Raw genomic sequence first — 26,375 nt, 5'->3', positions numbered from 1 at the left:
GCCAATGTGGCACAGCGATGCGACACGGGACCGAACGATGGCATGGCGCGGGGCAATCTGCCGCCATGCCTTGAAAATAAGGTGTGAGAGCGATGAAATTCCTGGACCTCGCAAAGGTCTATATCCGGTCCGGTGCCGGCGGAAACGGCTGCATCAGCTTCCGCCGCGAAAAATACATCGAATATGGCGGACCCGATGGCGGCGATGGCGGCAACGGCGGCTCGGTCTGGGCCGAGGCGGTCGAGGGGCTGAACACCTTGATCGATTTCCGCTATCAGCAGCATTTCTTTGCCAGGAACGGTCAACCGGGAATGGGTCGGCAACGCACCGGCAAGGATGGTGACGACATCGTGCTGCGCGTGCCCGTGGGCACGGAAATTCTGGACGAGGATGAAGAAACCGTGATCGCGGACCTGACCGAGGTCGGCCAGCGCGTACAGTTGGCGCGGGGCGGCAATGGCGGTTTCGGCAACCTGCATTTCAAGTCTTCGACGAACCAGGCCCCGCGCCGCGCTAATCCGGGACAGGAAGGGGTGGAGCGCACGCTCTGGCTGCGTCTCAAGCTGATCGCGGATGTGGGTCTGCTGGGGTTGCCCAACGCGGGCAAATCCACCTTTCTCGCGGCCACGTCCAATGCGCGCCCCAAGATTGCCGATTACCCTTTCACCACGCTGCATCCGAACCTTGGCGTGGTGGGCGTGGACACTGTCGAGTTCGTGATCGCCGATATTCCGGGCCTGATCGCTGGCGCCCACGACGGGCGCGGTATCGGGGACCGGTTTCTGGGCCATGTGGAGCGCTGCGCCGTATTGCTGCACCTCGTCGATGGGACGTCCGAAACGATTGCCGAGGATTATCAGACGATTATCCACGAACTCGAGGCCTATGGCGGAGAGCTGGCCGACAAGCCGTGCGTCACCGCGCTCAACAAGGTGGATGCCCTTGATGACGAGGAACGAGTCGCGGCGGTCGCTGAACTTGAAAAGGCCAGCGGTGGTGCGGTGATGACCATGTCCGGGGTCAGCCGCGAGGGGGTGCAGGATGTGTTGCGCGCGCTGCGCTCGCAGATCGACGCGGACAGGCTGCGCCAGAAACCCGACGCCGGGGCGGCATCGTGGAGTCCCTGAAGCGCGCCCGGCGTGTCGTCGTCAAGATCGGCTCGGCGCTGCTGGTCGATCGGGAGTCCGGCACGCTGCGGGCGGATTGGCTCAGATCGCTGGCGGAGGATGTTGCGTGGCTGAAGCGGGGCGGAGCCGATGTCATCCTCGTGTCGTCGGGCTCCATCGCGCTCGGGCGTGGCGTTCTTGGCCTTCCGATGCGCGAACTCGCGCTGGAACAGTCCCAGGCTGCGGCCGCGGTCGGGCAGATCCGTCTGGCCCGCGCCTATGAAGAGGCGCTGACCCCGCATGGCATCACCACTGCGCAGGTTCTTGTAACACTGGAAGACAGCACGAATCGGCGACGTTACCTGAATACGCGGGCGACGCTCGAAACACTGATCGCGTTGCAAGCGGTGCCGATCGTGAACGAGAACGACACCATCGCCACCGACGAAATCCGCTATGGCGACAATGATCGCCTGGCCGCACAGGTCGCGGTGACCGTGGGGGCGGACCAGTTGATCCTGCTCTCGGATGTCGATGGCTTTTACACCGCGAATCCCGCGACCGATCCGCAAGCCAGACGCTATGATCGCATCGATGAGATCACACCCGAGATCGAGGCGATGGCCGGTGACGCGGGCTCGGGCCTGTCCAAGGGCGGAATGAAGACGAAACTGATGGCTGCCAAGATGGCGACCGCTGGCGGCTGTGCTATGGCGATTACTGAAGGATCAAAGTATAACCCCCTGCAATCTCTTGAGAATGGCGCAAACGCCACCCGGTTCACCGCACAGCTGGACCCGCAGACCGCGCGCAAACGCTGGATCAACGCGATGAAACCGCGCGGTGTGGTCACGGTTGATCCCGGTGCCGCCGATGCTCTTGGGCGCGGCAACAGCCTGCTGCCGGCGGGTGTCATCGCAGTCTCGGGCAGCTTTGGGCGGGGCGACCCGGTCGAGATTCACGAACCCGGGAATCACCGGATCGGGCAGGGGCTCAGCCGCTATACGGCCAGCGAAGCGCGCTCGATCATGGGATGCAAATCGTCGGACATCGAGGACAAGCTCGGCTATCCCGGCCGCGCGGCTTTGATCCATCGCGACGATATGGCATTGTAGGTTTCTCGCCGATATTCCCTGTTGCGAGGCAGGGACGCCGGCGACGCACAGAAAAGGGCGCAGACGATGAAAGACATGGATAACATTCCCGCACTGATGGCCGAAATCGGCTCACGTGCCAAGGCCGCCAGCCAGACCCTCGCCTTTGCCAGCCCGGAGAGCAAACGCGCGGCACTGCTTGCGGCGGCGGACGCGATGTGGCGCGACCGTGCGGGCATCATCGCTGCAAACGGTCGCGACCTGGACTATGGCCGCGACAAGGGGCTGTCCGCTGCGATGATGGATCGGCTCATGCTGGATGAAGAGCGTATCCGTGGTATTGTCGACGGGCTGCGCACGGTCGCCGATCAGCCCGATCCCGTCGGTGAAGTCATCGAAGAATGGGACCGGCCCACCGGCCTGCATATCAGCCGCGTGCGCACCCCGCTTGGGGTGATCGGCGTCATCTATGAAAGCCGCCCAAACGTGACGGCGGATGCCGGGGCGCTGTGCCTGAAATCGGGCAATGCGGTGATCCTGCGCGGCGGTTCGGAGAGTTTCCATTCGTCCGCAGCCATCCATGCCCGTCTCGTCGAGGGGCTGCGCAGCGCGGGTCTCCCCGAAGACTCGATACAGCTTGTACCGACGCGCGACCGTGCCGCGGTCTCGGAATTGCTGACCATGACCGACACGGTCGACGTGATCGTGCCGCGCGGCGGCAAGGGGCTGGTCGGGCTGGTGCAACGCGAGGCAAGGGTGCCGGTCTTTGCCCACCTGGAAGGCATCGTGCACATCTATATCGACAAGGAGGCCAACCCGCAAAAGGCGCTTGATGTCGTGCTGAACGCCAAGACGCGCCGGACGGGCACCTGTGGCGCGGCGGAATGCCTTCTGATCCACGAGGATATTGCCGAGACCATCGGTGCAGAGGTGATTGCAGCCCTGGTGGCTGCCGGGGTCGAGGTGCGCGCGGAAGGTGTTCTCGCCAAGATCGCCGGAACGGTCGCTGCCAGCGACGAGGATTGGGGCCGGGAGTATCTCGACATGATCATCGCCGCCAGGCCCGTCGCCGATCTGGATGCGGCCATCGCCCATATCCGCCGCTTCGGATCGAACCACACCGATTGCATCATCACCGAGAGCACCGGGGCTGCCGCCCAGTTCTTTGAACGCCTGGACAGCGCGATCCTGATGCAGAATGCATCGACACAGTTCGCCGATGGGGGAGAGTTCGGCATGGGCGCGGAAATCGGCATCGCGACGGGCAAGATGCACGCACGCGGACCGGTCGGCGCCAAGCAACTGACCAGCTTCAAATACATCGTGCGCGGGGACGGTACGGTGCGCGCCTGACGCAAGTTGCAATGCAACCCGCTCCTCTGACGTGGCCTGAAATCGGAGATTTCAGCGGGGCAGGTGCTGCCCGGTGATCCGAATTGATTGCAAAACGCCCTGAAACGCGCGCCGTCTCAGAACCTTATGATGATGTGGCCGTTCGCCTGTTCGGTGGAAATCGTGCGCCCCAGATCGGCCGCGACAGCCGGCATCAGCGGAAACTGCACCTGCGCCGGGGTGATCTGATTGAGCGTTTCCGGAGCCGACAATCCGGCCCAGAGCGCGTGATCGACATTCAGCTTGCCCGACACGCCGGCGACGCTCCACTGCTCACCCTCGACGGTCACCGTGACGGTGCCGCCATAGGGCATTGCGCTTTCAAGGCACTGGATTGCCAGAAATGCGAGGCGCACGTTGCCGCGACTCTGCGGTTCGACCGGGGTCCAGTGTAGCTGCAGGCGCCCGCCTCGGCTGACATCCTCCAGCACCGACATGATTTCGGTGCGCCCGAGCATCTGATCGCCGGATGCACCATAGGCGATGCGAAAGAACCGGATGCGCGCGCCGGCATTGCCAACACTGTCGCTGATCAGCTCGAACTCGGGGCCATGGACACCGCCGGCCATGTCGAGCAGTTCGAGACCGTTGGTGATCGCCCCGATCGGACTGATCAGGTCATGGCAGATTCTGGAGCCTATCAAAGACGCCAGATTGTGGTTACTCTGTCCCACATAATTCCTCCGTTTCAGGGGCTGTTGTGAACGATCTCAACGCGATACTTGAACCCGGTATGCTTGTACGCCACCCCGATTTCAATGATTGGGGCGTCGGGCAGGTGCAATCCAATGTCGGCGGCAAGATCACGGTCAACTTTCGCGAGCAGGGAAAGGTGGTCATTGACGGCACACGCGTGTCGCTGGTTCCGGTCTTTGATTCCTGAAATCGGTTTACGAATGGTTAATTTCCCGCAAGGCCATTGCTTTTGTTGCCATTGCGCATCAATGCGCGCTATGGGTCGTCAACTGAATTCCGGATAGATGACCACTGCCGAAATGCCTGGACCCGAGCCCGAATTTACCGTCAGGCTGGCGCGAGATGACGCCGAACTGCGGGCCGCACAGGCGTTGCGCTATGACGTGTTCGTCCGTGAATTGGGCGGCGGCGGTCCGCTCGTCGATCACGAGAACGGGTTGGAAAAGGACCGATTCGATCCGTATCTCGATCATCTTCTGGTGCATCACGAACCGACAGGGCAGGTGGTCGGCGTCTATCGTCTGATGCGCGAGGATCAGGCGATCGAGGCCGGGCAGTTCTATTCCGAGAGCGAGTATGATCTCACGCCGCTGCGCGCCACCGGCCGACGGTTGCTCGAACTGGGACGATCCTGCCTGCACCGCGACTTTCGCGGCGGGGTTGCGATGTTTCATTTATGGACAGGGCTGGCGCGCTATGTCGAAGCGCACGGGATCGATATTCTGTTCGGAGTGGCCAGTTTTCGCGGAACCGACCCGCAAGCGCTCGCGCAGCCGCTTGCAATGCTGAACCATGCGCATCTCGCCCCGCCCGAATTGCGCGCGCGGGCGCGGCCCGATCACTTTCAGCGCATGGACCTTGTCGCGCCGGACGAGATCGATCGACGGCGGGCCATGATCGAGATGCCGGCCTTGATCAAGGCATATCTGCGGCTTGGTGGCTTTGTCGGTGAGGGGGCCTATCTCGATCACGCTTTCAACACGACGGATGTCTGCCTCGTGCTTGACACGGCGCGCATGAATGCGCGGCAGAGGCGTCTCTACACGGGCGAGCGGGCGCGATGAACCCGACCTGGGACAGCGACGCCGAACCGGATCCGTTTCACATAGGTCCGGGAGGATGGCTGCGCATCGCCGTGCGCGGAACGGTTCTGGCGGTCCTGGTCTTCGGTTGCCTGCTGCTGCTGCTCCTTGTGCGCCTGATCGAGCGACCGCTCTATGGCCTTAGACGTCCAGTGACGCCTTACATCACACAATTTGTCTGTCGCAATGCGTTTCGCATTCTGGGCATGGGCTTTTCAACGTCCGGTCAATTGATGCGCGACCACGGCGCCGTTGTCGCGAACCATTCCTCCTGGCTCGACATCTTTGCGCTGAACGCGCGCAAGCGGGTGTATTTCGTGTCGAAATCGGAAGTCGCGCGCTGGCCGGGGATCGGTTGGCTGGCCCGGGCCACCGGGACCGTCTTCATCGAGCGCAACCCGGCCCGCGCGCGCGAACAGACAGACCTGTTCGAGCAACGGCTGTTGGCGGGGCACAAGCTGCTGTTCTTCCCGGAGGGAACATCCACGGACGGATTGCGTATATTGCCATTCAAAACAACACTCTTTGCGGCATTCTTTACAGATCACCTGAAGGATGTGGTTCATGTGCAGCCGGTGAATGTGATCTATCATGCGCCACAGGGAGAACCGGCGCGATTCTACGGCTGGTGGGGCGATATGGCGTTCGGCGAGCACCTGATCAAGACGCTGGCGGTGCGTCGTCCGGGATCGGTCGAACTGGTGTATCATCCGGCGGTGCGTGTGGCCGATTTCACCAATCGCAAGGCGCTGGCCGCACATTGCGAAGCGGTCGTGCGCGCCTGCCACGAAGCGCGGCTGGCCGATCAGCGGGCCGACACCCGCTGACCCGAGGCATCAAAGTGTATTTCGCGCGCCGGGGGCCAGTCGATGCCGCAATGCTCGCCCGGATTGCGACCCGGCATGCTTCCTTCCTGGCGCACGGTGAATTGCTCGCCCGAGGGCAGGGCGAGGTGGATCAGCGTCTCCGCTCCAAGTGCCTCGGAAAACGTGACGATGCCAGTGGCATGACCCTCGCCCGAATGAACGATCCGGGCATGTTCCGGACGCACCCCAACCGTTGTACAGCCGCTGCGCGGCGTCGCCAGAGAGGTCGCGGGAACAAAGTTGGTGGCTGGCGATCCGATGAAACCCGCGACGAACTGCGTCGCCGGATTCGCATAGACATCGAGCGGCGCGCCGATCTGGTCGGCGACACCGTCATGCATCACGACCATGCGGTCCGCCAAGGTCATTGCCTCGACCTGATCGTGGGTCACGTAGAGCGACGTGATCCCAAGTTCCTTTTGCAACGCCTTGATTTCCAGACGCATCTGCACCCGCAGCTTGGCATCGAGGTTGGACAGTGGCTCATCGAACAGGAACACCGAGGGTTTGCGCACGATCGCGCGCCCCATGGCCACCCTCTGGCGTTGCCCACCCGAGAGCTCGCGCGGTTTGCGCTGCAAATGGGCGTCCAGTTGCAGCATGCTGGCCGCGGTGGCGACCCGTCTGGCGATTTCGTCCTTTGCAACCCCCGCGATTCTGAGCCCGTAGGAGATGTTTTCATAAACGCTCATATGCGGATAGAGCGCGTAATTCTGGAACACCATCGCGATATCGCGATCCATCGGTTCAAGGTCGTTGACCCGCTTGCCGGAGATTTCGATATCGCCTTCGGTCACGGTTTCCAGCCCCGCCACCATCCGCAGCAGGGTGGACTTTCCACAGCCCGACGGCCCGACGATCACGATGAATTCGCCCTCCGCAATGTCGATATCGACGCCGTGGATGACCTCGGTCTTGCCAAAGCGTTTCTTGACGGAGTTGAGCTTGAGGGTTGCCATGGCTTATTTCTCACTGTCCACGAGACCGCGGATAAACAGGTTCTGCATGCTGATCACCACGATGATCGGGGGCAGCATGGCGAGGATGGATGTGGCCATGATGACCGGCCAGTCGGCGGTGTCGTCACCGGAGGGGAACATCTGCTTGATGCCCATGACGATCGTGTTCATCGACGGGTCCGTGGTGATCAACAGGGGCCAGAGATACTGGTTCCAGCCGTAGATGAACAGGATCACAAAGAGCGCGGCGATGTTGGTGCGGCTCATCGGCAGCAGGATGTCCCAGAAAAACCGCATCGGGCGCGCTCCGTCAACGCGCGCCGCCTCGGCCAACTCGTCCGGCACCGTCAGAAAGAACTGCCGGAACAGGAAGGTGGCCGTGGCGCTTGCGATCAGCGGGAAGATCAGGCCGGAATAGCTGTTGAGCATGCCAAAGCCGGCAACAACCTCGTAGGTCGGCACGATCCGCACCTCGACCGGCAGCATGAGCGTCAGGAAGATCAGCCAGAAGAACGGCCGCCTGCCGGGAAACCGGAAATAGACGATGGCAAAGGCCGAGAGGAGCGAAATGACGATCTTGCCCAACGCGATCCCCATGGCCATGACCAGAGAATTTGCCAGCATCCGCGCGACGGGCGCGTTGACCCCGGACACAAGGGCGTCGCGGTAATTCTCGACAAAGCGGTCACCCGGCCAGAGCGGCATCGGCGGTTGCGTGATCTCGGTCTGCGTCACGGTGGACGCCACGAAGGCCAGCCAGATCGGAAAGAAGATGATGAGAACCCCGACGATCAACCCGGCATGTGTCAGCCAGAGACCCGTGCCGCGCGACTCGACCATGCCCGTTCGTTCCGTCATCAGTAATGCACCCGTCGTTCGATGAATTTGAACTGGATCACGGTAAGCAGGCCGACCACCAGCAACAGGATCACGGATTGCGCTGCGGAACTGCCCAGATCCTGCCCGACGAACCCGTCGGAATAGACCTTGTAGACCAGGATGGTTGTCGCCTGCTGTGGCCCGCCGCCGGTGATCGTGTGGATCACCCCGAAAGTTTCAAAGAATGCGTAAACCACGTTCACCACCAGCAGGAAGAAGGTCGTCGGTGAAAGCAGGGGCCAGACAATCGTGCGAAAACGTGTCCAGAAGCGCGCGCCGTCTATCGCGGCGGCCTCGATGACCGACCGGGGGATGGCCTGCAATCCGGCGAGAAAGAACAGGAAGTTATAGCTGATCCGCCCCCAGCTTGACGCCGCCACGACAAGACCCATCGCCTCGGTCTGGTTCAGTACGTGGTTCCAGTCATAGCCGAGCAGACCCAGATACCATGACACGACACCGACGCGCGTGTTGAACATGAAAAGCCACAGAACGCCCGCGACCGCAGGCGCGACGGCATAGGGCCAGATCAGCAGCGTGCGATAGGTCCCCGCGCCCTTGATCAGGCGATCCGCCAGCAGGGCGAGATACAGCGCGATGCCCATCGAGAAAATCGTGACCAGCCCCGAGAAGATCGCGGTGGTGACAAAGGACGCCCGGTAATAGGGATCGCCCAGCAGGAACTCGAAATTTCCCAGCCCGACGAATTGCGATTTGAGGCCGAAGGGGTCAGGGATGAACAGCGATTGCCATATGGCCTGTCCCGCCGGATAGAAAAAGAAGACCGCCGTGATGATCACCTGCGGCATCAGCAGCAGCAGCGGCAGAAACCAGCCTTTGAAGATTACACGCTTTTCCATTCTGATCGTTCGGTTCTGGGGCGGATGGGTCAGTCACAGCCCGAAAAAAGGTCCTGCGCCCGGACCTTCCGGGCGCAGGGTCGTATCGACCAGCAGTTACTGATTGGCCTGCTCAAACCGGCGCAGCAACTGGTTGCCGCGCTGCACGGCATTGTCGAGAGCGGCCTGTGCATCCTTGTCACCCGCCCAGACAGCTTCCAGTTCTTCATCGATGATGCCCCGGATCTGGTCAAAGCTGCCCAGTCGCAGGCCCCGCGAATTCGGTGTCGGTTCGGCACCGGTCATCTGCTGGATGGCAATGTCGGTGCCGGGATTGGCCTCGTAAAACCCTTCCGCCCTGGTCTGTTCGGCGGCGGCCAGGGTGATCGGCAGATAGCCGGTATCCTGATGCCACTTTGCCTGGACGTCCGACGTCGAGAGGAAGCTCAGGAATTCGGCCACGCCCTTGTATTCCTCCGGCTCATGTCCCGCGAGCACCCAGAGCGAGGAGCCGCCGATGATGGTGTTCTGCGGCGCGCCATCGACACCGTCCCAATAGGGCAGGGGACGGATTTCGAAATCGAAATCGGCCTCGGCCTTGATCCCGGCGTAGCCGGCGGAGGATTCGGTGAACAGCGCGCATTCGCCGGCGCGGAAATTCGCACCACCTTCGTTGCGGCGACCGTTATAGATGAACTTGCCCTCCTTTGCCCATTCGCCCATCTGCGCGATGTGCTGCACTTGTGCCGGACCATTGAAGGTCAACTCGGTGCCAAGCCCGGCATAGCCATTTTCCAATGTCGCAAAGGGCTGGTTGTGCCAGGTGCTGAAATTCTCGAGATGGATCCAGCTCTGCCAGGCCGTGGTCAGGGGGCAGGAACTCCCCGCTTCCTTGAGCGCGTCGAGCGCCTTGTCGACCTGTTGCCAGGTGGACAGATCCATGTCGGGATCGAGTCCGGCCTCGGTGAACGCGTCGCGGTTGACCCACAGAACCGGGGTCGAGGAGTTGTAGGGCAGCGACAGCATCTCGCCATCGGTTGTGGTGTAATAGCCCTTGACCGGGCCGAGATAGCCGTCGGGATCAAAGGGCGCGCCGCCCTCGGCCATCACTTCATAGACCGGTTTGATCGCCCCCTCGGCGGCCATCATCGTCGCGGTGCCCACTTCGAACACCATCAGGACATGCGGCTGCTCGCCGGCGCGGAAGGCGGCGATCCCGGCGTTGAGGGTCTCGGAATAGTTGCCCTTGTGATTGCCAATGACGACATAATCGGACTGGCTGGCGTTGAAGGTCTCGATCTGTTCGGCGAGAAGTTCGCCAAGACGGCCGGTGAACGCATGCCACCATTGGATTTCGGTCTGCGCCCAGGCGCCTGTCGCAAGGGCCACGGTTGACGCTGCGGCAGCTAACAAGGTTCTGATTTTCATGGCTTTCCCCCAAGGAAACGAGTTTGGTGCAATGTAACACAGCCTAGTCACCTCGGTGATTCTAACAACAGTTTTGCGACAGTCCGGCAAATTCCTGTATGAGTTGAGCGTGGCCGGAGCCCGGCGCGCGCACCGGTGCCGGCCAGGTGCCGCGGACCCGTGTGGCGAACCCGGTCGGTTCAAAAGGGGTTGCGCCCGGCATCCTCCTGCAGTATGGCCCCAGCACTCAACCCGCAGGTGGGGTTGGGCCGATGGGAGAGACATCCCCATGGGTCCGCCGGTTGGCGCAATTGCGTCGAGACCCCCGCCGAGGACAAAACCGGAAAGGAAAACGAGCATGGCTCTTCCCGAGTTCACCATGCGCCAGCTGCTGGAAGCAGGCGTTCACTTTGGTCACCAGACTCAGCGCTGGAACCCGCGCATGGCGCATTACATATATGGCGCGCGCAACGGCATTCACATCATGGATCTGACGCAGACCGTCCCGATGCTGGACCAGGCGCTGCAAATCATCCGCGACACGGTTGCCAAGGGCGGCCGCATTCTGTTCGTCGGCACCAAGCGTCAGGCCAGCCAGCCGATCGCCGAAGCCGCCGAGAAATCCGCGCAATACTACATGAACCATCGCTGGCTGGGCGGTACGCTGACCAACTGGCAAACCGTTTCCAAGTCGATCCAGCGCCTCAAGCACATTGACGAGCAGATGGAATCCGGTGCCGCCGGCCTGACCAAGAAAGAGCGTCTGGGCATGGAACGTGACCAGGGCAAGCTGCAGGCGTCTCTGGGTGGTATCCGCGAGATGGGCGGTACGCCGGACTTGCTGTTCGTGATCGACGTCAAGAAAGAAGCCCTGGCCATCGCCGAAGCCAACAAGCTGGGTATTCCGGTCATTGCGGTTGTCGATACCAACTGCTCGCCTGACGGCGTTGATTTCGTGATCCCCGGCAATGACGACGCCGCACGCGCGATTGCGCTTTACTGCGATCTCGCCGCGCGCGCTGCGCTGGATGGCATGTCTGCACAGCTGGGTGCCGCCGGCGTCGACCTCGGCGCGATGGAAGAAGCCCCTGTCGAGGAAGTCGTGGCCGAGCAGGCGAGCGAAGACAAGGCGCCCGCCGCCGAAGAGGCCGACAGCTCGGGTATCGACGCCGCCGCCAAGGCGCTGGAATCGGCCTCCAAGGCCTGATCCGCGCCCGTCATTCAATTGACACGCAGCGCGGGCATATCCCGCGCTGCACCTGTTGAACACTTCCGTGAAGGAGAGCCGAACATGGCAATCACCGCATCTATGGTAAAAGAACTGCGCGACAGCACCGGCGCAGGCATGATGGACGCCAAGAAGGCGCTGACCGAAACCGATGGCGACATGGAAGCCGCTGTTGACTGGCTGCGGACCAAGGGCCTTGCGAAAGCGGCCAAGAAGTCGGGCCGCGTCGCTGCGGAAGGTCTGGTTGCCGTTGTCGTGGACGGTGGCAAAGGCGTTGCCGTCGAGGTCAATTCCGAGACCGACTTTGTCGCCAAGAACGCCGAATTCCAGGAAATGGTGAGCGGTATCGCACGCGCCGCCCTGGGCGTCAGCGATGTCGAGGCACTGAAATCCGCCGACATGGGCGGCAAATCCGTGGCTGACGTCATCACCGACAAGATTGCCACCATCGGCGAGAACATGTCGGTGCGCCGCATGTCCGGGATCGAAGGTGACAGCGTTATTTCCTATGTCCACAACGCGGCCACCGCAGGCATGGGCAAAATCGGTGTTCTGGTTGCAATGTCCGGCGGCGACGAAGCCTTTGGCAAGCAGGTTGCCATGCACATTGCCGCTGTGAACCCCGCCGCGCTGAGCGAAGACGACATGGACCCCGCTGTTGTCGAGAAGGAAAAGCAGGTCCAGATGGACATCGCCCGCGAAAGCGGCAAGCCCGAGCAGGTCATCGAAAAGATGATCGTCGGTCGGATGAAGAAATTCGTCGCGGAATCCACGCTGCTGAACCAGCAATTCGTGGTGAACCCGGATCTGACCGTTGGCGATGCCGCCAAGGAAGCCGGCGCAACCATCACCGGGTTCGTGCGTCTCGAGGTTGGCGAAGGCATCGAAAAGAAAGAAGAGGACTTTGCCGCCGAGGTAGCCAAGGCCGCGCAGGGCTAAGTCCAAACATTTTTTTAAAAGGCCCGTCCGGAATGCTCCGGGCGGGCCTTTTTTAATGCCGGTTGCTCTTATTGGAATAGCGGGGTGGCAGAGTGAATTGGAGCCGCGCCTTTTCGGGCACGGCTCCGATCAATTGAACGCCCCGTTTATTTGGGGATGGGGAGGGCGATTCAAAGGTTCCGACCCGATACGCGGAACAATACACGCACGAGCCGGACAGGTAGGAGAGCCTTGAAATTACAAGGATCGTTTCCCGATGTTCCCAGGCCAAAGCCACCACTCACGGAACAATTACACTTTGCGATTTAAAGCGCTTTTGTAAAAGTAGTGTATTCCTTACCCGGGGTAAACGGCCGCTCTGGATCATGAAATATTCAATTAAAATCACGACTCAGAAGGCATCGTGAACATCTGGTTGAGCAGCGCCGCCTTGAGCACCGCCTGCGCCGATGTTTCGACCGACAGCGACTCGCGCGCAAGGCGCAGATGTTTTTCGACAGTCGCCGCGGTAAGCCCCATCAATATCGCGATATCCTGCGTCGTCTTGCCGTCTCCGACCCATTCCAGGGCCTCGCGCTGCCGCTTGGTCAGCGCCCGGTTGGGGGGTGCGTAGGGCAGGGTGAGGATACGCAGATGCGCGATGTTGTTCATCAGGTGAATATCCGCCCCGTGCTCGGCCCAGACCTGGTCGATCTCTTCCTGCGACATCTCGGCGCGTGCAGCCAGTGAAATTGCGCCCTTGGACCGGGGCGAGATCGACTTGAAGCTGATCGTGTAGCCGGATTTCACCTTGAATGTCAGGTTGAACTCGACCACCTTGATCTGCTCGGGCGTCAACTTGCCAAGATCGAATTTTTCATAGATCTGCCGCCAGCTGCCCGCGCCCTCGTTTTCAAGCGCCCAGTTCAGCATCGGCGCATTGAAATACAGGCCACGATGCAGGAAACCCTCGATATATTCCGGGCAGTGATTGCTCAGGATGGTGAAATCGTCGGGATCTCCCAGCGATGTTTCCGTGCGATAGCGCGTGAACCCGTAGATCAGCCGGTCAAACCCGTATTTCGCCATTTGCGCCGTATGTGCCGGCCAGAGCTCTTCGAGGCTTTGCGCGTTGGTGATAACGTTCAGATATTCGCGCAGTTCCATCGCGGTCATGCCCCTTCCAAGTGAACCTTGAGCGCATCCAGCGCCATGATATAGCCCTGCGGTCCGAAACCGCAGATCTGTCCGAGCGCGACCTTGGCCAGGTATGAGACGTGGCGAAAGGACTCGCGCGCGTGAATATTCGACAGATGCACCTCGACCGCCGGCAGCTCGACCGAAGCGACCGCGTCCATCAGCGCAATGGAGGTATGGGTATAAGCGCCCGCATTGATGACCAGACCGGCCTGTACGCCCCGCGCCGCATGGATCGCGTCGACCATTCCGCCCTCGTGGTTGGTTTGCAGGCAGGATACGCGCAGCCCGATCGCTTCGCCATGCGCGCGGCAGGCCTCTTCGACCATCGCCAGAGTGGTCGTTCCGTAAACTTCGGGCTGGCGCGTGCCGAGCAGGTTCAGGTTCGGTCCGTTCAGGATCAGAATGCCAGTCATGATGCCAGTTCCCCATTAATCGCTAGCTCATAGGCACGAATGGCTGCTTCTGTCCAGTTCAGAGGGCAATTTGCCCAAAAATCATTCAAAAACCGCCATTCCCAGCCACTGCGCCACCAGCGCGGGCGTGTCCTGGCTTTCTATTTCGATGGTCAGGGTATTCTCGCGCAGCAGCTCGCGCGCGTTGCGCTTGGTGACGGCGGCCAGCACGAACCGTCCGCGCAACCGCGATCCGGCGCGCACCGGCGAGAGAAAGCGCAGCTTGTTGAACCCGTAGTTGATGCCCATGACCTGTCCCGGCAGCATCGGGAAACAATCATAGGCAAAGCGGCTCGCCAGAGAGAGCGACAGGAACCCGTGCGCGATGGTGCCGCCAAACGGGGTCTCGGCGGCCGCACGTTCGGGGTCGACATGGATCCACTGGGTGTCGTGGGTCACATCGGCGAAGCGGTCGATCATCGTCTGGTCCACCGTAATCCAGTTCGACACGCCGACTTCCGTGCCCAAAAGCGCTTCGGCGTTCTGCAGTGCTTCGTCTATTGCGGTCATGATGGCTCCTTCCTGTGCCGGATTTTTTTCAGGGGTCGGGACCGACGCGCACCATGCGCTTGCCCCTGTTTTCGCCTGCAAGCAGACCGATCAGAGCGGCAGGCGCGTTGTCGAGCCCGTCGACGATGTCTTCGAAAACCTTGATCTGCCCCGAGCCGACCCATCGCTGCAATGCGCGCAGGGCGGTGGCGTCCTGTGCGGCGAAATCCATCACGATAAAGCCTTCCATGCGCAACCGTTTGACAACCACCAATCCCGGCAGGTTGCGCGGCCCGGTGGGGGCGTTGGTGTCATACTGGCTGATCGCACCGCAACAGGAAATGCGGCCCCGTTCGTTCATCACGGCAAGTGCGGTTTCGAGCACCGCGCCGCCGACATTGTCGAAATAGACATCAACACCATCGGGACAGGCCGCGCGCAAGGCCCTGTAAAGGCCGGGGGCGCGATAATCGACGCAGGCGTCAAAGCCAAGCGTCTTTACGACCCAGTCACATTTTTCCGCGCCACCGGCAATTCCGACAACACGGCAGCCCAGCGCCCTGGCGATCTGACCGACATATCCGCCTACCGATCCTGCGGCGGCAGAGACCAGAACCGTTTCTCCGGCAATCGGTCGTGCAACATTCACCAGCCCATGAAACGCGGTCTTGCCGGCGATCCCGTAGACCGACATGAGGTTCGAGAGAGGGCGCACCTTCGGCATCTTCTGCACCTTGTGCGCAGGCCGCGTCACGTATTCGGCCCAGACCGACTCGCAGGCCACCACATCGCCCTTTGCAAGCCTTGGGCTATGGCTTTCCATGACTTCGCAGATGGCATATGTGGGCATGATGTCACCCGCCTTGACAGCGTCGCGGTAGGTCGCGCCCTGCATCCAGCTTCGGTTCGCGGCGTCGATCGACATCAGGATCGTGCGCAGCAGAACCTCACCGTCGCCGGCGATGGGCATCTCACCGTCCGTGGCGGTGAAATGCGCCTGTGTCAGTTCGCCTTGGGGCAGTTCTGAAATCGCGATCATTCGGTTGGTCATGCTCATGTCCTTTGGTCGGGCAATTGTCGGGGTGTCACCCCCGGCAAAATCCCGTTAATGGTTGGAGAAATTGGCGACGGCAGAGGTGCGGAGAATGAGTGAAGAATACCATCAGACCAAGTTTTCCCCGCCACCGGGCGCGGCCGATTTGCTGCTGATCCGTCATGGGCGCACCGAAGCGGCCCGGCCGGGCGTGTCGTTCCCCATGAAAGACGGCCACGGGGATCCCGCGCTGCATCCGGAGGGAGAGGAGCAGGCGCGGGCGTTGGCGACAAGGCTTGCGCATGAACCGCTTGCGGCGATCTACGTCACCAACCTGCGCCGCACCCATCAGACCGCGGCACCGCTGGCGGCGCGTCTCGGCCTGGTGCCGCGTGTCGAGGCTGACCTGCGTGAAGTCCATCTCGGGGATTGGGATGGTGGTCTGTACCGGATCAAGGCCGCCGAGAACGCGCCAGAGTTCCAGCGCGCCTTTGCGCGGCAGGAATGGGGCGAAATTCCCGGAGCCGAGACCACCGCCGCCCTGCATGCACGTGTACGGGCCGGGTTGCTGCGCATTGCCGCGGCGCATCCGGACGAGCGTGTGGCGGTTGTCGTTCATGCGGGCGTGGTCGGCGCCGCCATGGCAATCGCCAGCGGATCGCAGCCCTTTGCCTTCAACCGGGTTGCCAACGGATCGATCAGCCGGATCGTGATCCGGGATGAGCAGATGATCGTGCAGGGGTTCAATGACGTTTGCCATCTGAACTGAGGATCATTCCATGGTCACGACGACTTTGCCCATCACCTTGCGATCCTGCATCATGACGAGCGCATCTGCGGCCTGCGCCAGCGGAAAACGCGCGCTGATGCGGGGTTTGATCTTGCCTGCCGCATAGAGTCCGAACAGGTCGCTGACATTCTGCATGTGTCCCTTGGGGTCGCGCATCGTCGAGGCCCCCCAGAACACGCCAACCACCTGGCACCCCTTGAGCAGCGTCAGGTTCAAAGGCAGCTTGGGGATGCCGGCAGGAAACCCCACGACGAGGAAACGGCCCTCCCAGGCGAGCGCCCGCACAGCAGGTTCGGCATAGGCACCGCCGACCGCATCGTAAACGACGTTGACGCCATCCGGACCCGCGATTTTCTTGATCTCTGCGGAGAAAGCCTTCTGCGCATCGCGGTCCATGTCGCGCGGGTAGATCAGCGCATCGTCCGCCCCTATGGATTTGCAGAACGCGGCCTTTTCCTCGCTCGATACGGCGGCGATCACCCTGGCGCCAGCGGCCTTGCCAAGCTCGATGGCCGCGGCGCCGACGCCGCCGGCAGCACCGAGGATCAACAGGCTCTCGCCTTCGCGCAGATGCGCGCGATCCTTCAGCGCATGATACGAGGTGCCGTAGGTAAAGATGAAACAGGCCGCTTCATCATAGGGCATGTCATCGGGTATCTTGACCAGCCGCGCCGGCTCGACCGCCAGATGGGTGGCAAACCCACCATATCCGGTGAGTGCCAGGACACGATCACCGACCGCAAACCCGGTTACATCCTTGCCGATACTCGCAATCTCGCCCGCTATTTCGCCACCGGGCGCGAAGGGGCGCGGGGGCTTCATCTGATAGAGATCGCGGATCATCAGGGTATCCGGAAAGTTCACACCAGCCGCATGAACCCGAACGATCACTTCCTTGTCCTTCGGTTGCGGATCCGGAAGCTCGGTCAATTTCAGCGTTTCCGGGCCGCCGATGTCATGGCTCAGCATTGCGTGCATGTGATCTCTCCCTGATGTCGTGGTCGCGGGCCACGCTTTTGCCGGGGGACTGTTTCGCCGCAGATCGCTGTTGTCAATCGAAATTCGAAATGCAATTCTGCACTGCGGAACGCGAGTGAGCATTGGAGAGACATCATCATGACACCTGATATCCTGTTTTCCCTGAATGGGAAGACGGCTTTGGTTACAGGCGGCGCAACCGGCATCGGGCGTATGGCGGCAGAAGCGTTGGTGCGCGCAGGCGCGCGCGTATTGATCGCGTCTCGCAAGGGTGATGCCTGCGAAGCGGTGGCAGCGCAGTTGAACGCGCTCGGCGCTCCGGGCTCGGCCGAAGGGTTTGCCGGCGATGTCGGCAGCGAAGAGGGTGTCGATGCGCTCGCCAAGACAGTGTCGGAACGCACCGAACGGCTTGATATCCTGATGAACAATGCCGGCGTGACATGGGGCGCGCCATTGGGCCAGTTTCCGTTTGCGGGCTGGGAAAAGGTGCATGCGGTCAATGTCGCGGGTCTGTTCCACCTGACTCAGAAACTGATGCCGATGCTGATTGCGTCCGGGACGCAGGAAGACCCGGCGCGGGTGGTCAATGTCGGCTCGGTCATGGGCGAGGTGCCGATGGGCGATGGTGCCTATAGCTATTCCGCCTCAAAGGCCGCCGTGCTACACCTGAGCAAGATCCTTGCCAAGGAACTCGCCGGTCAGCATGTCACGGTCAATGCACTGGCACCCGGACCGTTCGTGTCACGCATGACCGCCTTTGCGACCGGAGAGGAGGCGCTGCGCGAAAAGGTCGGGGCGGATGTACCGCTTGGCCGTGTGGGCCGCGACGAGGACATTGCCGGGTGCATGCTGTTTCTCTGCGGACGCGGCGGCGCTTATGTCACCGGGGCAGTCATCCCCGTAAGTGGCGGAATCAATGTGATGACCGCGCCGAATATCTTTGCAAGCGCAATGGAATAGAAAAGGGCATTGAAGCATGGCAATCCGATTTGATGACCGTGTGGCGATCGTGACCGGTGCCGGCACGGGGCTCGGCCGCTCGCACGCGCTCGGGCTGGCGGCGCGCGGTGCCAAGGTCGTTGTGAACGACCTTGGCGTGGCGACCGATGGCACCGGAACATCCTCTGACGCGGCGCTGGCAGTGGTCGAGGAGATCAAGGCAGCGGGCGGGCAGGCAATCGCCCATGGTGCCGACGTTTCGGACGCCGAGGCGGTGGCCGACATGGTCGCAAGGACCATCGACGAATGGGGGCGCATCGACATCGCGGTGAACAACGCCGGCATCCTGCGCGACAAGACCTTTGCCAAACTGAGCCTCGCCGATTTCCGCAAGGTCGTCGATGTGCACCTCATGGGCAGCGCGACGGTCTGCCACGCCTGCTGGCCGATCATGCGGGAACAGGGATATGGCCGGATCGTGCTGACCTCTTCGGGCAGCGGGCTATACGGCAATTTCGGGCAATCCAACTACGGCGCCGCCAAGGCCGCGATGATGGGGCTGATGAACGTGCTGCACATGGAAGGGGCGCGTGACAATATCCGGGTCAACGTTCTCGCCCCGACCGCAGCCACCCGGATGACCGAATCCCTGATCCCCGCCGAAGCACTGGCCCTGATGGCGCCCGAGACGATCACGCCCGGATTGCTCTATCTGGTAAGCGAGGACGCCCCGAGCCGGGTGATGCTGGGCGCAGGAGCGGGCTGTTTTGCACAGACGCGGGTTTACGAAACACCGGGAGTCACCCTGACCGGTGAGATTACCCCGGAAACCGTTGCGGAGCACTTTGCCGAGATCACCGACCCGGAGGGCCAGCAAGAGCTTGCCAGCGCCTTTGATCAAACCAAGAAATATGTCGCCAACGCATCCCGGGCCCGTGGCCTGTCGGTGGACTGGGGCTGAGAGGACACGCACATGCCCGATATTTCCGTAGACCGGCCTGGCAGACGACACACGACACCCTCCGACCTGTCAGGAGCGTTGTCATGGTAACCTGGAAACGCGACGAAAGCCATCTGCCCGCCGCGCTGCGGGGTCTTCGCCTGCCGCTCGTGGGGTCACCCCTGTTCATCGTATCGTCTCCCGACCTGGTGATCGCCCAGTGCAAGGCGGGGATCGTCGGGTCGTTTCCCGCGTTGAACGCCCGAGAGGCCGAGGGCGAGCCACCGCTTCTCGAAGCGTGGCTGCAACGGATCACCGAAGAACTGGACCGGCACAATCAGGCGAACCCGGATCGTCCCGCCGCGCCGTTTGCCGTAAACCAGATCGTGCATCGTTCGAACGCGCGGCTGGAACGGGATCTCGAGATTTGCAACCGCTACAAGGTGCCGATCTGGATCACCTCGCTTGGCGCGCGGGTGGAAGTGAATGACGCGGCGCATGATTGTGGCGGTATCGTTCTGCACGACATCATCAATAATACATTCGCCAAGAAGGCCATTGAAAAAGGCGCTGACGGGCTGATCGCGGTGGCGGCGGGCGCAGGTGGCCATGCCGGGCCGCAATCTCCCTTCGCCCTGATCCGCGAAATCCGCGAATGGTTTGCCGGGCCGCTGCTGCTCTCGGGGGCGATCGCAACCGGAGACGCGCTGTTGGCAGCCCTGGCGGTCGGCGCGGATTTCGGCTATGCGGGATCGCCTTTCATCGCAACAACCGAAGCCAACGCGCAGCCGGCCTACAAGGACATGATCGTGGCAAGCGGTGCCGAGGATATCGTGACCTCCACGCTGTTCACAGGCGTATCCGGCAATTACCTGAAACCGTCGATCACCGCAGCCGGGATGGATGCGGACAACCTGCCTTCCGCCGATGCGAGTTCGATGAATTTCGGCTCCGGCTCGTCCAAGCCAAAGGCGTGGAAGGAAATCTGGGGGTCGGGGCAGGGCATCGGCGCGGTCAGTGAAATCACCGGCGCTGCGGAGCTTGTCGACCGCATCGAGCGGGAATTCCTCGATGCCGGTGCCCGGATCGCCAGCGAGTTCACCGGCTAGATGGCAGAGCTTCTGGTCATCCGGCACGCGCAGGCGAGCTTTGGTGCCGACAATTACGATCGGCTGTCGGAGCTTGGCCACCGGCAGGCGGAAATGGCCGGAGAGGCGCTTCGGGCGTCGGGCTGGGTGCCGGACCGGCTGGTGACTGGAACGCTGGTTCGCCAGCGGGAAACCCTGTCATCGATGGGGTTTGACAACCCGCCCGAGCAGCACGCGGGATTCAACGAATACGATTTCCACGACCTGCTCTCCGTGCGGTTCAACGGCGATGTTCCCGATCCGGTGCGCCATGATCGCAAGACGCATTTCCGCACGCTGCGCGAAACCATTCTGGACTGGCAGGCCGGGGGGCTGTCCGGGGCGCGCGAAAGCTGGAAAGACTTCTCGGAGCGGGTCGAGAGCGCACGACAGTTTGCGACAGACGGCCCGGCACGGCGGGTGCTGGTGATCAGCTCGGGCGGGCCGATTGGCGCCCTGGTCAAATCCTGTCTGGACGCGCCCGATGCGCAGATGATCGCACTGAACCTTCAGGTCAAGAACACCTCGTGGACCCGCTTTTTCTTCAACTCCGGCACCTTTCTGCTGCATGAGTTCAACGCAACCCCGCATTTTGCCACCCCCGAGCAGGCAAAACTGCTGACCTTCAGCTGAGGAGCGATCATGACACATGAAACGCAGACACTCGACCTTGACGCCGTAAGTGCCTATCTCGGCCAGCATCTTCCGGACTTTGCAGGCCCTCTGACCGCGCAGAAGTTCGAGACAGGGCAAAGCAACCCGACCTTCCTGCTCAAGACGCCCGAGCGGAACTATGTGCTGCGGCGCAAGCCGCCGGGAACGCTGCTGAAATCCGCACATGCGGTGGACCGCGAATTCCGTGTTCAGAAGGCATTGGCGGACACCGACGTTCCGGTGGCCCGGATGCACCTGTTATGTGACGATGAGAGCGTGATCGGATCGATGTTCTACGTGATGGATCACGTGGACGGGCGCAATTTCAACGAACCCACCATGCCGGATGTCGCGAAAGACGTGCGCAGCGGCGTGATCGACGACATGAACCGGGTGCTTGCGGCGCTTCACATGGTCGATATCGACGCCGTGGGCCTGTCCGATTACGGGCCTCCGGGCAACTACTTTCAGCGGCAGGTCGAACGCTGGTCAAAACAGTACCGCGCCTCGGAAACCGATCCGGTTCCGGCGATGGACGCCTTGATGCGGGAGCTGGTCGAGAAGATGCCGGAAGACGACGGGCAGCGCAGCCTCGTGCATGGCGATTATCGTCTGGACAACATGATTTTCGACAAGAACGGTTCGACATGCCTGGCGGTGCTCGATTGGGAGCTATCGACGATCGGACACCCGTTTGCGGATCTCGCATCGGTCATCATGCAGTGGCAGATGCCGCCGGGGCGCGAAGGGCGCGGGCTGGCCGGTGTGGATCGCAAGGCCTTGGGTCTGCCATCCGATGCCGAGTTCATCGCCCGTTATTGCGAGCGCCGCGGATTGCCCGGGATCGACAATTTCGGCTTTTACCTGTCTTTCTGCTTCTTCCGCATGGCGGCCATCATCCAGGGTGTTCTGAAACGGGCGCTGGACGGCAATGCCAGCAATCCGGAACGCGCCATGAAGGTCGGACAATACGTTCCCGTTTTTGCAGATCATGGTCTGAAGGCGCTGTCGACATAGGATGTACCGGTAGCGATTGGGAGAGGGGGCGACATGCCGGAAACGGAATTCAGCGCAAGTCTCGACGAAGACAAGGACAGGAACTTTGTCACCGCCCTTGCGCGCGGTCTCGACGTGCTGCGGTGTTTTCGCCCAAACGAAACCGACCTGACGAATACCGACATCTCGGAACGCACCGGCCTGCCGAAACCGACGGTGTCGCGCCTGACGCATACGCTGTGCAAGCTGGACTATCTTGTCGCGGACCCGCGCACAGGCAGCTATCGGTTGAGTGCGGGCGTGCTGCAATTGGGCTATGGCGTGTTGTCGGGCATGGAGATCGGCGAGCGTGCGGCGGATGCAATGCGTGAACTGCGCAACGGGCCGAATTCCTACATCACCTGCGCGTTGGCGGAACGGCATCGGATGGATGCGGTCTATGTGGCGGTGCAGCGGTCGCGCGAAGAGATTTCGCTCACCATGCATGTAGGGTCGAGACTGCCCCTGTTTCGCTCGGCGATGGGGCGGTCGATCCTGGCCGGGATGAGCAGCGAAGACCGCGCAGCGGCACTGGCCGAGGCCGACCGGCTGGATCCGGACGGGCAGGAGGCGCGTCACGCCAGCCTGGAACGCGCTCTCCAGGAATACGAGTCAAACGGATACTGCACCGGCTACGGTGACTGGCGCCCGGATGTGAACGGTATCGCGGTTCCGGTCTATTCTCTGAATGGCGCGCGGGTCTACGGGTTGAACGTCGGAGGACCGGCATTCCACGTCAAGAAGAAGCAATTGGAGCAACATTATGCGCCGAATCTGATCCGTGCCGCCGAGGCTCTGAGTTGCCGCCGCGCGCCATAGCAAGGGGTCGAAGAATCGGGGCGAAAAGAGTGGAATATAGTTTTGCATTGCGGAATACACAGGCCATGAGCAACAAGCAGTGATTGTGTGATTCCCAGCCGAACTCGCCCCATGTTTGCAGCCCTGACTTGTCGTACGGCTGATCATCAACCGGACCGATTGCGGTTTCAAAAAATGATCACCGCCCCGAAAGGTCACACGCAAACCAATATATTAATACCTTTTTTACAACGCCTTATTAGCAATTTATAAAGCAAACATTGAAGCCCGGAGTGTGGATTTTTGGCGCTTAAATTATGTGCACATCACTCCATTGCGGCGCGTATTTTAACCATTCCGTCTCATCGCTCATGACGTGACGTGATGCGGCGCAGAACGCTTGACTTTGACTGATGATATGCAACTCTTCGATCAGTGCCTGACTCAAGAAAAAGAAGAAATGGAAACATCAGGCCGTGTGATAGGGAGGAAATTACATGCGCATAACCACCAGGATAGGTGTGTCCAGCGTTCTGGCACTGGCCATCGGTGCAGGCGCGGCATTTGCCGAGAATATCAAGATCGCGTTCATCGACCCGCTGTCGGGGCCATTTGCGAGCACCGGGACGAACGGGCTGAACCAGTATGAGTTCGCGGCGCAGTATCTCGTCAACGACAAGGGCGGCGTGCTGGATGGCGACATGTTCGAGATCGTGGGCTTTGACAACAAGATCAGCCCCAAGGAATCCCTCATCCAGCTTCAGGTCGCCATCGACCAGGGCATCCGGTACATCGTTCAGGGCAACAGTTCGGGCGTTGCCAACGCCCTGACGGAAGCCATCGACAAGCACAACAGGCGCAATCCCGACAGCCGCGTGCTGTTCCTGAACTATTCTGCGGTCGATCCGGCGCTGACCAATGACAAGTGCAATTTCTGGCATTTCCGGTTCGATGCCAATGCCGACATCAAGATGGATGCGCTGACCGACGTGATCGCGCAGAGCGACGACATCACCAAGGTCTATATCATCGGGCAGGATTATTCCTTCGGCAAGGCGGTCGCATCTGCCGCCGTGGAGATGCTTGGCGAAAAGCGGCCTGACATCGAGATCGTCGGCAACGAGCTGCACCCCATCGGCAAGGTCAAGGATTTCACGCCCTATGCCCGCAAGATCGTCGCGTCCGAGGCGAATGCGGTGATCACCGGCAATTGGGGGTCGGACATGCTCGGCCTGGGCAAGGCGGTGATCGAGAACGGCTATACCGGACCGATCTTCAACTATTATGCCGGTTCGGATGGCATCACCGCGGCCTTTGGCGAAAGCGGCAAGGGCATCCTGATGCAGGTGTCCGAAGGCAAGCTGAACCCGCCCGAAGAGAAAGCGATCGAATATTTCACCGCGTTCCGGGAAAAATATCCCGAGTCCGATGTGTCGCAACCGCGTATCACCAACGTGATCGAAATGCTGGCCAAGGCCATCGATCAGGCAGGCACCGCAGATGATGTTGTCGCGGTCGCAAATGCCCTCGAGGGGATGGAGCACGACTCGATCTGGGGCGGCAAGGTCTTCATCCGCCCGCAGGATCATCAGGCCATCCAGGATGTGCATATCCTGGCGCATACCAATGAAGGCGTGCAGATCGATCTCGACAACTCCGAATTCGGTCCGGTTGCGGTCAACACCGTCGAAATGGCGGCCATGGACAGCGCGACCACCTGCAAGATGAAGCGCCCCTGACGCGGGGATCAAGCCAACCCTGCTCCCGGATGTCGGGGGCAGGTATCGTTCATCTTGAAATGACCCTGCATTCCCCAAGTGGCGTGTCGTTTGAGGTGAAGATCGCCTGTATCCGAGCGCTAGACAAGGATTTTCTGCCGCAAGCGGCACCTGCGGTCGCGCAGACTGCTGGATCTGGACGGATCAGACCGCGAAGCCGCTGTTTCCTTGCCCAGGGGCGGCGTTTTTCAGCGCAGCGGACAGATCTGTCCAGCCGCTTTCGTTCAGTTTGAGCGTGGATCGCGATCATGCGCATAGCGGTGGCGCTCGCAATCGGCGGATAGCGGCGAGGATGGCGCGTACCATCGTGCCGGTGACAGCGACCTCGGCCAGCTGGAAGGTGATGGTGCGGGCGTGACGGACCACACGTGCCCCGATCTTGATCAGCTTCAGTTGCAGGCTGGTCAACGACCAGTCGGCCATGGCCTCGGGCAGCTCGATGCAGCGCAAGAAGGTGGCCAGGTTGTACGCCAGGGCGTGCAGTTGCAGCCGCACCTCATTGTCGCGGAACTTCCGGCACGACAGCCGCGTCCAGCGAAAGGCGTATTTGCCCTCTTTGATGTGCTGCTCGGCGGTGCCGCGCTGGTTGTAGAACCGCACCACCCAGTCCGGCTCCATCGGCAGGTTGGTGACGATGAAGCCGAAACGCGGGAACAGTTCGCCCGGATGCCATTCGATCTTGGCGATCACCCGGCGTTCCTTGTCCCAGGACGCCGCCTGATACTCGAATTCCTCGAAGAACCGCTTGACCTTGGTCAGTGACGGCCGCCCGACAGGGCGCGTTAGCCGATGCGCGATCTTGTCCTTGAGGACCGCGTTTGCGGGCAGCCGGATGGCGTAGAAGAACCGCGCTTCTTCCAATCGCTCATAGATCGCCGGGATCGCGTAGGCAGCATCGGCCCGGAAGAACCTGCCACCAAGGTCGCGCTCCGCGTAGCGCGCAATGACGGGGTCGAGAACATCACGCCAGCCATCGGCGCTGTGGACGTTGCCATGGCGCAGGGCGCAGCGTTCCAGCATCCCGAACTGGTTGAACAGAAAGTTGGGGTGATAGCAGCTACAGTCGAAATGGCCATTCCAGGCGGACCCTTCCTGGTCGCCATGGGTCGGGCTGACCGAGCTGTCCATGTCCAGAACGATGTACTTCAGCCCGTTACGGTCATGGAACCGGTCGATCCATTGCCCGTTCAGGTCGGCCAGCGCGGCACGGTTCCCGGCCAGAGCCAGCGTCTCGGTCTCGAACCGTCCCATCTGCGATGCCGAGGCCGCTTGTGCATCGACCGCTCTGCCGCCGACAACTTGGCGCATGACCGGATCGCAGGCGAGACGGTTGGCGTCGTTGACATCCTCGTATCCGGCCAGCCGCCCAAAGACTGATTGCCGGAACAGGCCGTCGAGCCGATGGACCGTGTTCTTGCCAGAGCGAGTATCGCGCAGCGCCGCTGACGCCAAATCGGACAACCCGAGCGCGTCATCAAGCTCGCGCATCACCAGAAGGCCGCCGTCGGAACTGAGCTGCGTGCCGCGAAATTCCAGCCGCACGCGAGGGTCGAAATCCACCCGATCTGCCCGTTGCAAGCCCGCACCCTCTGGGTGATCCATAAAACGCGCCCCTCGCAGCCTTCAACACCATGTTTTATATAGGAAATATAATGGTCAGGACAGCGAAATCAGCGCCTTACTTGGGAAATGTGGG

At 61.4% G+C, this 26,375-nt stretch carries 27 protein-coding genes; 16 read left to right on the top strand and 11 right to left on the bottom strand.

The window, feature by feature from the left end:
* Window positions 1–92: 92 nt before the first annotated feature.
* The 3 genes from obgE (at window position 93) to AB9K34_RS21965 (ending at window position 3,553) form a co-directional block, all read left to right on the top strand.
* Window positions 93–1,127 carry a GTPase ObgE gene (obgE, locus tag AB9K34_RS21975; protein WP_369956741.1) on the top strand — a complete coding sequence of 345 codons (1,035 nt, stop codon included), beginning with the start codon at window positions 93–95 and terminating at the stop codon, window positions 1,125–1,127.
* Window positions 1,115–2,221, top strand: a complete 1,107-nt coding sequence (gene proB / locus AB9K34_RS21970; RefSeq protein ID WP_369956740.1) for a glutamate 5-kinase — start codon at window positions 1,115–1,117, stop codon at window positions 2,219–2,221. Before obgE ends, proB begins: the two co-directional genes overlap by 13 nt.
* 66 nt (window positions 2,222–2,287) lie before the next feature.
* Window positions 2,288–3,553, top strand: coding sequence for a glutamate-5-semialdehyde dehydrogenase (locus tag AB9K34_RS21965; RefSeq protein WP_369956739.1), 1,266 nt, complete (start codon window positions 2,288–2,290; stop codon window positions 3,551–3,553).
* A gap of 116 nt (window positions 3,554–3,669) precedes the next feature.
* Here AB9K34_RS21965 and AB9K34_RS21960 read toward each other — a convergent pair whose 3' ends face one another.
* Complete coding sequence (locus AB9K34_RS21960; protein ID WP_369956738.1) at window positions 3,670–4,266, bottom strand: histidine phosphotransferase family protein; 597 nt, start codon at window positions 4,264–4,266, stop codon at window positions 3,670–3,672.
* A 26-nt stretch (window positions 4,267–4,292) separates the two neighbouring features.
* Here AB9K34_RS21960 and AB9K34_RS21955 point away from each other — a divergent pair, with 26 nt between their 5' ends.
* From AB9K34_RS21955 to AB9K34_RS21945, 3 genes are all read left to right on the top strand, one after another.
* Window positions 4,293–4,475 carry a DUF3553 domain-containing protein gene (locus AB9K34_RS21955; protein WP_369956737.1) on the top strand — a complete coding sequence of 61 codons (183 nt, stop codon included), beginning with the start codon at window positions 4,293–4,295 and terminating at the stop codon, window positions 4,473–4,475.
* A gap of 97 nt (window positions 4,476–4,572) precedes the next feature.
* Complete coding sequence (locus tag AB9K34_RS21950; RefSeq protein ID WP_369956736.1) at window positions 4,573–5,352, top strand: GNAT family N-acetyltransferase; 780 nt, start codon at window positions 4,573–4,575, stop codon at window positions 5,350–5,352.
* Window positions 5,349–6,197 carry a lysophospholipid acyltransferase family protein gene (locus AB9K34_RS21945; protein ID WP_369956735.1) on the top strand — a complete coding sequence of 283 codons (849 nt, stop codon included), beginning with the start codon at window positions 5,349–5,351 and terminating at the stop codon, window positions 6,195–6,197. The genes AB9K34_RS21950 and AB9K34_RS21945 overlap by 4 nt, the downstream gene beginning before the upstream one ends.
* Here AB9K34_RS21945 and AB9K34_RS21940 read toward each other — a convergent pair.
* The 4 genes from AB9K34_RS21940 to ugpB all read right to left on the bottom strand — a co-directional run bounded on the left by AB9K34_RS21940 (window position 6,176) and on the right by ugpB (window position 10,341).
* Window positions 6,176–7,195 carry an ABC transporter ATP-binding protein gene (locus AB9K34_RS21940; protein ID WP_369956734.1) on the bottom strand — a complete coding sequence of 340 codons (1,020 nt, stop codon included), beginning with the start codon at window positions 7,193–7,195 and terminating at the stop codon, window positions 6,176–6,178. The genes AB9K34_RS21945 and AB9K34_RS21940 overlap by 22 nt on opposite strands.
* A gap of 3 nt (window positions 7,196–7,198) precedes the next feature.
* Window positions 7,199–8,035 (bottom strand): sn-glycerol-3-phosphate ABC transporter permease UgpE, encoded by an 837-nt coding sequence (gene ugpE, locus AB9K34_RS21935; RefSeq protein WP_369957109.1) that lies wholly within the window; start codon window positions 8,033–8,035, stop codon window positions 7,199–7,201.
* Between the two features lie 17 nt (window positions 8,036–8,052).
* Window positions 8,053–8,934, bottom strand: a complete 882-nt coding sequence (gene ugpA, locus AB9K34_RS21930; protein ID WP_369956733.1) for a sn-glycerol-3-phosphate ABC transporter permease UgpA — start codon at window positions 8,932–8,934, stop codon at window positions 8,053–8,055.
* Between the two features lie 96 nt (window positions 8,935–9,030).
* Window positions 9,031–10,341, bottom strand: a complete 1,311-nt coding sequence (gene ugpB / locus AB9K34_RS21925) for a sn-glycerol-3-phosphate ABC transporter substrate-binding protein UgpB (protein WP_369956731.1) — start codon at window positions 10,339–10,341, stop codon at window positions 9,031–9,033.
* Window positions 10,342–10,678: 337 nt separating this feature from the next.
* Between ugpB and rpsB the strand changes: the two genes are divergently transcribed.
* Together rpsB and tsf are read left to right on the top strand one after the other, a co-directional pair.
* Window positions 10,679–11,527, top strand: coding sequence for a 30S ribosomal protein S2 (rpsB, locus tag AB9K34_RS21920; protein WP_369956730.1), 849 nt, complete (start codon window positions 10,679–10,681; stop codon window positions 11,525–11,527).
* A gap of 84 nt (window positions 11,528–11,611) precedes the next feature.
* A complete protein-coding gene (gene tsf, locus AB9K34_RS21915; protein ID WP_369956728.1) occupies window positions 11,612–12,487 on the top strand; it encodes a translation elongation factor Ts in 876 nt (291 codons plus the stop codon).
* A gap of 384 nt (window positions 12,488–12,871) precedes the next feature.
* Here tsf and AB9K34_RS21910 read toward each other — a convergent pair whose 3' ends face one another.
* From AB9K34_RS21910 to AB9K34_RS21895, 4 genes are all read right to left on the bottom strand, one after another.
* The gene (locus AB9K34_RS21910) at window positions 12,872–13,633 is read right to left on the bottom strand and encodes an autoinducer binding domain-containing protein (RefSeq protein WP_369957108.1); all 762 of its coding nucleotides are present in this window, start codon (window positions 13,631–13,633) and stop codon (window positions 12,872–12,874) included.
* 5 nt (window positions 13,634–13,638) lie between these two features.
* Window positions 13,639–14,079 (bottom strand): type II 3-dehydroquinate dehydratase, encoded by a 441-nt coding sequence (aroQ, locus tag AB9K34_RS21905; RefSeq protein ID WP_369956727.1) that lies wholly within the window; start codon window positions 14,077–14,079, stop codon window positions 13,639–13,641.
* 81 nt (window positions 14,080–14,160) lie between these two features.
* Window positions 14,161–14,628, bottom strand: coding sequence for a MaoC family dehydratase (locus tag AB9K34_RS21900; RefSeq protein ID WP_369956726.1), 468 nt, complete (start codon window positions 14,626–14,628; stop codon window positions 14,161–14,163).
* 28 nt (window positions 14,629–14,656) lie between these two features.
* On the bottom strand, window positions 14,657–15,658 hold the full coding sequence (locus tag AB9K34_RS21895) for an NADP-dependent oxidoreductase (protein WP_369956725.1): 1,002 nt from the start codon (window positions 15,656–15,658) through the stop codon (window positions 14,657–14,659).
* A gap of 94 nt (window positions 15,659–15,752) precedes the next feature.
* Here AB9K34_RS21895 and AB9K34_RS21890 point away from each other — a divergent pair, with 94 nt between their 5' ends.
* Entirely contained in the window at window positions 15,753–16,409 is a 657-nt protein-coding gene (locus AB9K34_RS21890; protein ID WP_369956724.1) for a histidine phosphatase family protein, read from the top strand.
* Between the two features lie 3 nt (window positions 16,410–16,412).
* On the opposite strand, the gene AB9K34_RS21885 is transcribed toward AB9K34_RS21890, so the two are convergent.
* The gene (locus AB9K34_RS21885) at window positions 16,413–17,408 is read right to left on the bottom strand and encodes an NADPH:quinone oxidoreductase family protein (protein ID WP_369956723.1); all 996 of its coding nucleotides are present in this window, start codon (window positions 17,406–17,408) and stop codon (window positions 16,413–16,415) included.
* Between the two features lie 138 nt (window positions 17,409–17,546).
* Between AB9K34_RS21885 and AB9K34_RS21880 the strand changes: the two genes are divergently transcribed.
* The 7 genes from AB9K34_RS21880 (at window position 17,547) to AB9K34_RS21850 (ending at window position 24,640) form a co-directional block, all read left to right on the top strand.
* Window positions 17,547–18,368, top strand: a complete 822-nt coding sequence (locus AB9K34_RS21880; RefSeq protein ID WP_369956722.1) for an SDR family oxidoreductase — start codon at window positions 17,547–17,549, stop codon at window positions 18,366–18,368.
* A gap of 16 nt (window positions 18,369–18,384) precedes the next feature.
* Entirely contained in the window at window positions 18,385–19,308 is a 924-nt protein-coding gene (locus tag AB9K34_RS21875; RefSeq protein ID WP_369956721.1) for an SDR family NAD(P)-dependent oxidoreductase, read from the top strand.
* A gap of 83 nt (window positions 19,309–19,391) precedes the next feature.
* Window positions 19,392–20,396, top strand: coding sequence for an NAD(P)H-dependent flavin oxidoreductase (locus AB9K34_RS21870; RefSeq protein ID WP_369956719.1), 1,005 nt, complete (start codon window positions 19,392–19,394; stop codon window positions 20,394–20,396).
* Window positions 20,397–21,047, top strand: a complete 651-nt coding sequence (locus AB9K34_RS21865) for a histidine phosphatase family protein (RefSeq protein WP_369956718.1) — start codon at window positions 20,397–20,399, stop codon at window positions 21,045–21,047.
* Between the two features lie 9 nt (window positions 21,048–21,056).
* The gene (locus tag AB9K34_RS21860; protein ID WP_369956717.1) at window positions 21,057–22,085 is read left to right on the top strand and encodes a phosphotransferase family protein; all 1,029 of its coding nucleotides are present in this window, start codon (window positions 21,057–21,059) and stop codon (window positions 22,083–22,085) included.
* Window positions 22,086–22,118: 33 nt separating this feature from the next.
* Window positions 22,119–22,922: an IclR family transcriptional regulator gene (locus AB9K34_RS21855; protein ID WP_369956716.1), complete on the top strand. Its 804-nt coding sequence runs from the start codon at window positions 22,119–22,121 to the stop codon at window positions 22,920–22,922.
* 476 nt (window positions 22,923–23,398) lie between these two features.
* Window positions 23,399–24,640 carry a branched-chain amino acid ABC transporter substrate-binding protein gene (locus AB9K34_RS21850; protein ID WP_369956715.1) on the top strand — a complete coding sequence of 414 codons (1,242 nt, stop codon included), beginning with the start codon at window positions 23,399–23,401 and terminating at the stop codon, window positions 24,638–24,640.
* A gap of 285 nt (window positions 24,641–24,925) precedes the next feature.
* On the opposite strand, the gene AB9K34_RS21845 is transcribed toward AB9K34_RS21850, so the two are convergent.
* Window positions 24,926–26,281, bottom strand: a complete 1,356-nt coding sequence (locus tag AB9K34_RS21845; protein WP_083392702.1) for an IS1380-like element IS1247 family transposase — start codon at window positions 26,279–26,281, stop codon at window positions 24,926–24,928.
* Window positions 26,282–26,375 lie beyond the last annotated feature (94 nt).

Source organism: Sedimentitalea sp. XS_ASV28 (assembly GCF_041224545.1).
Classification (GTDB): domain Bacteria; phylum Pseudomonadota; class Alphaproteobacteria; order Rhodobacterales; family Rhodobacteraceae; genus Sedimentitalea.
The sequence above is the reverse complement of the archived record's forward strand: the minus strand, read 5'-3'. Positions and strand labels throughout refer to the sequence as shown.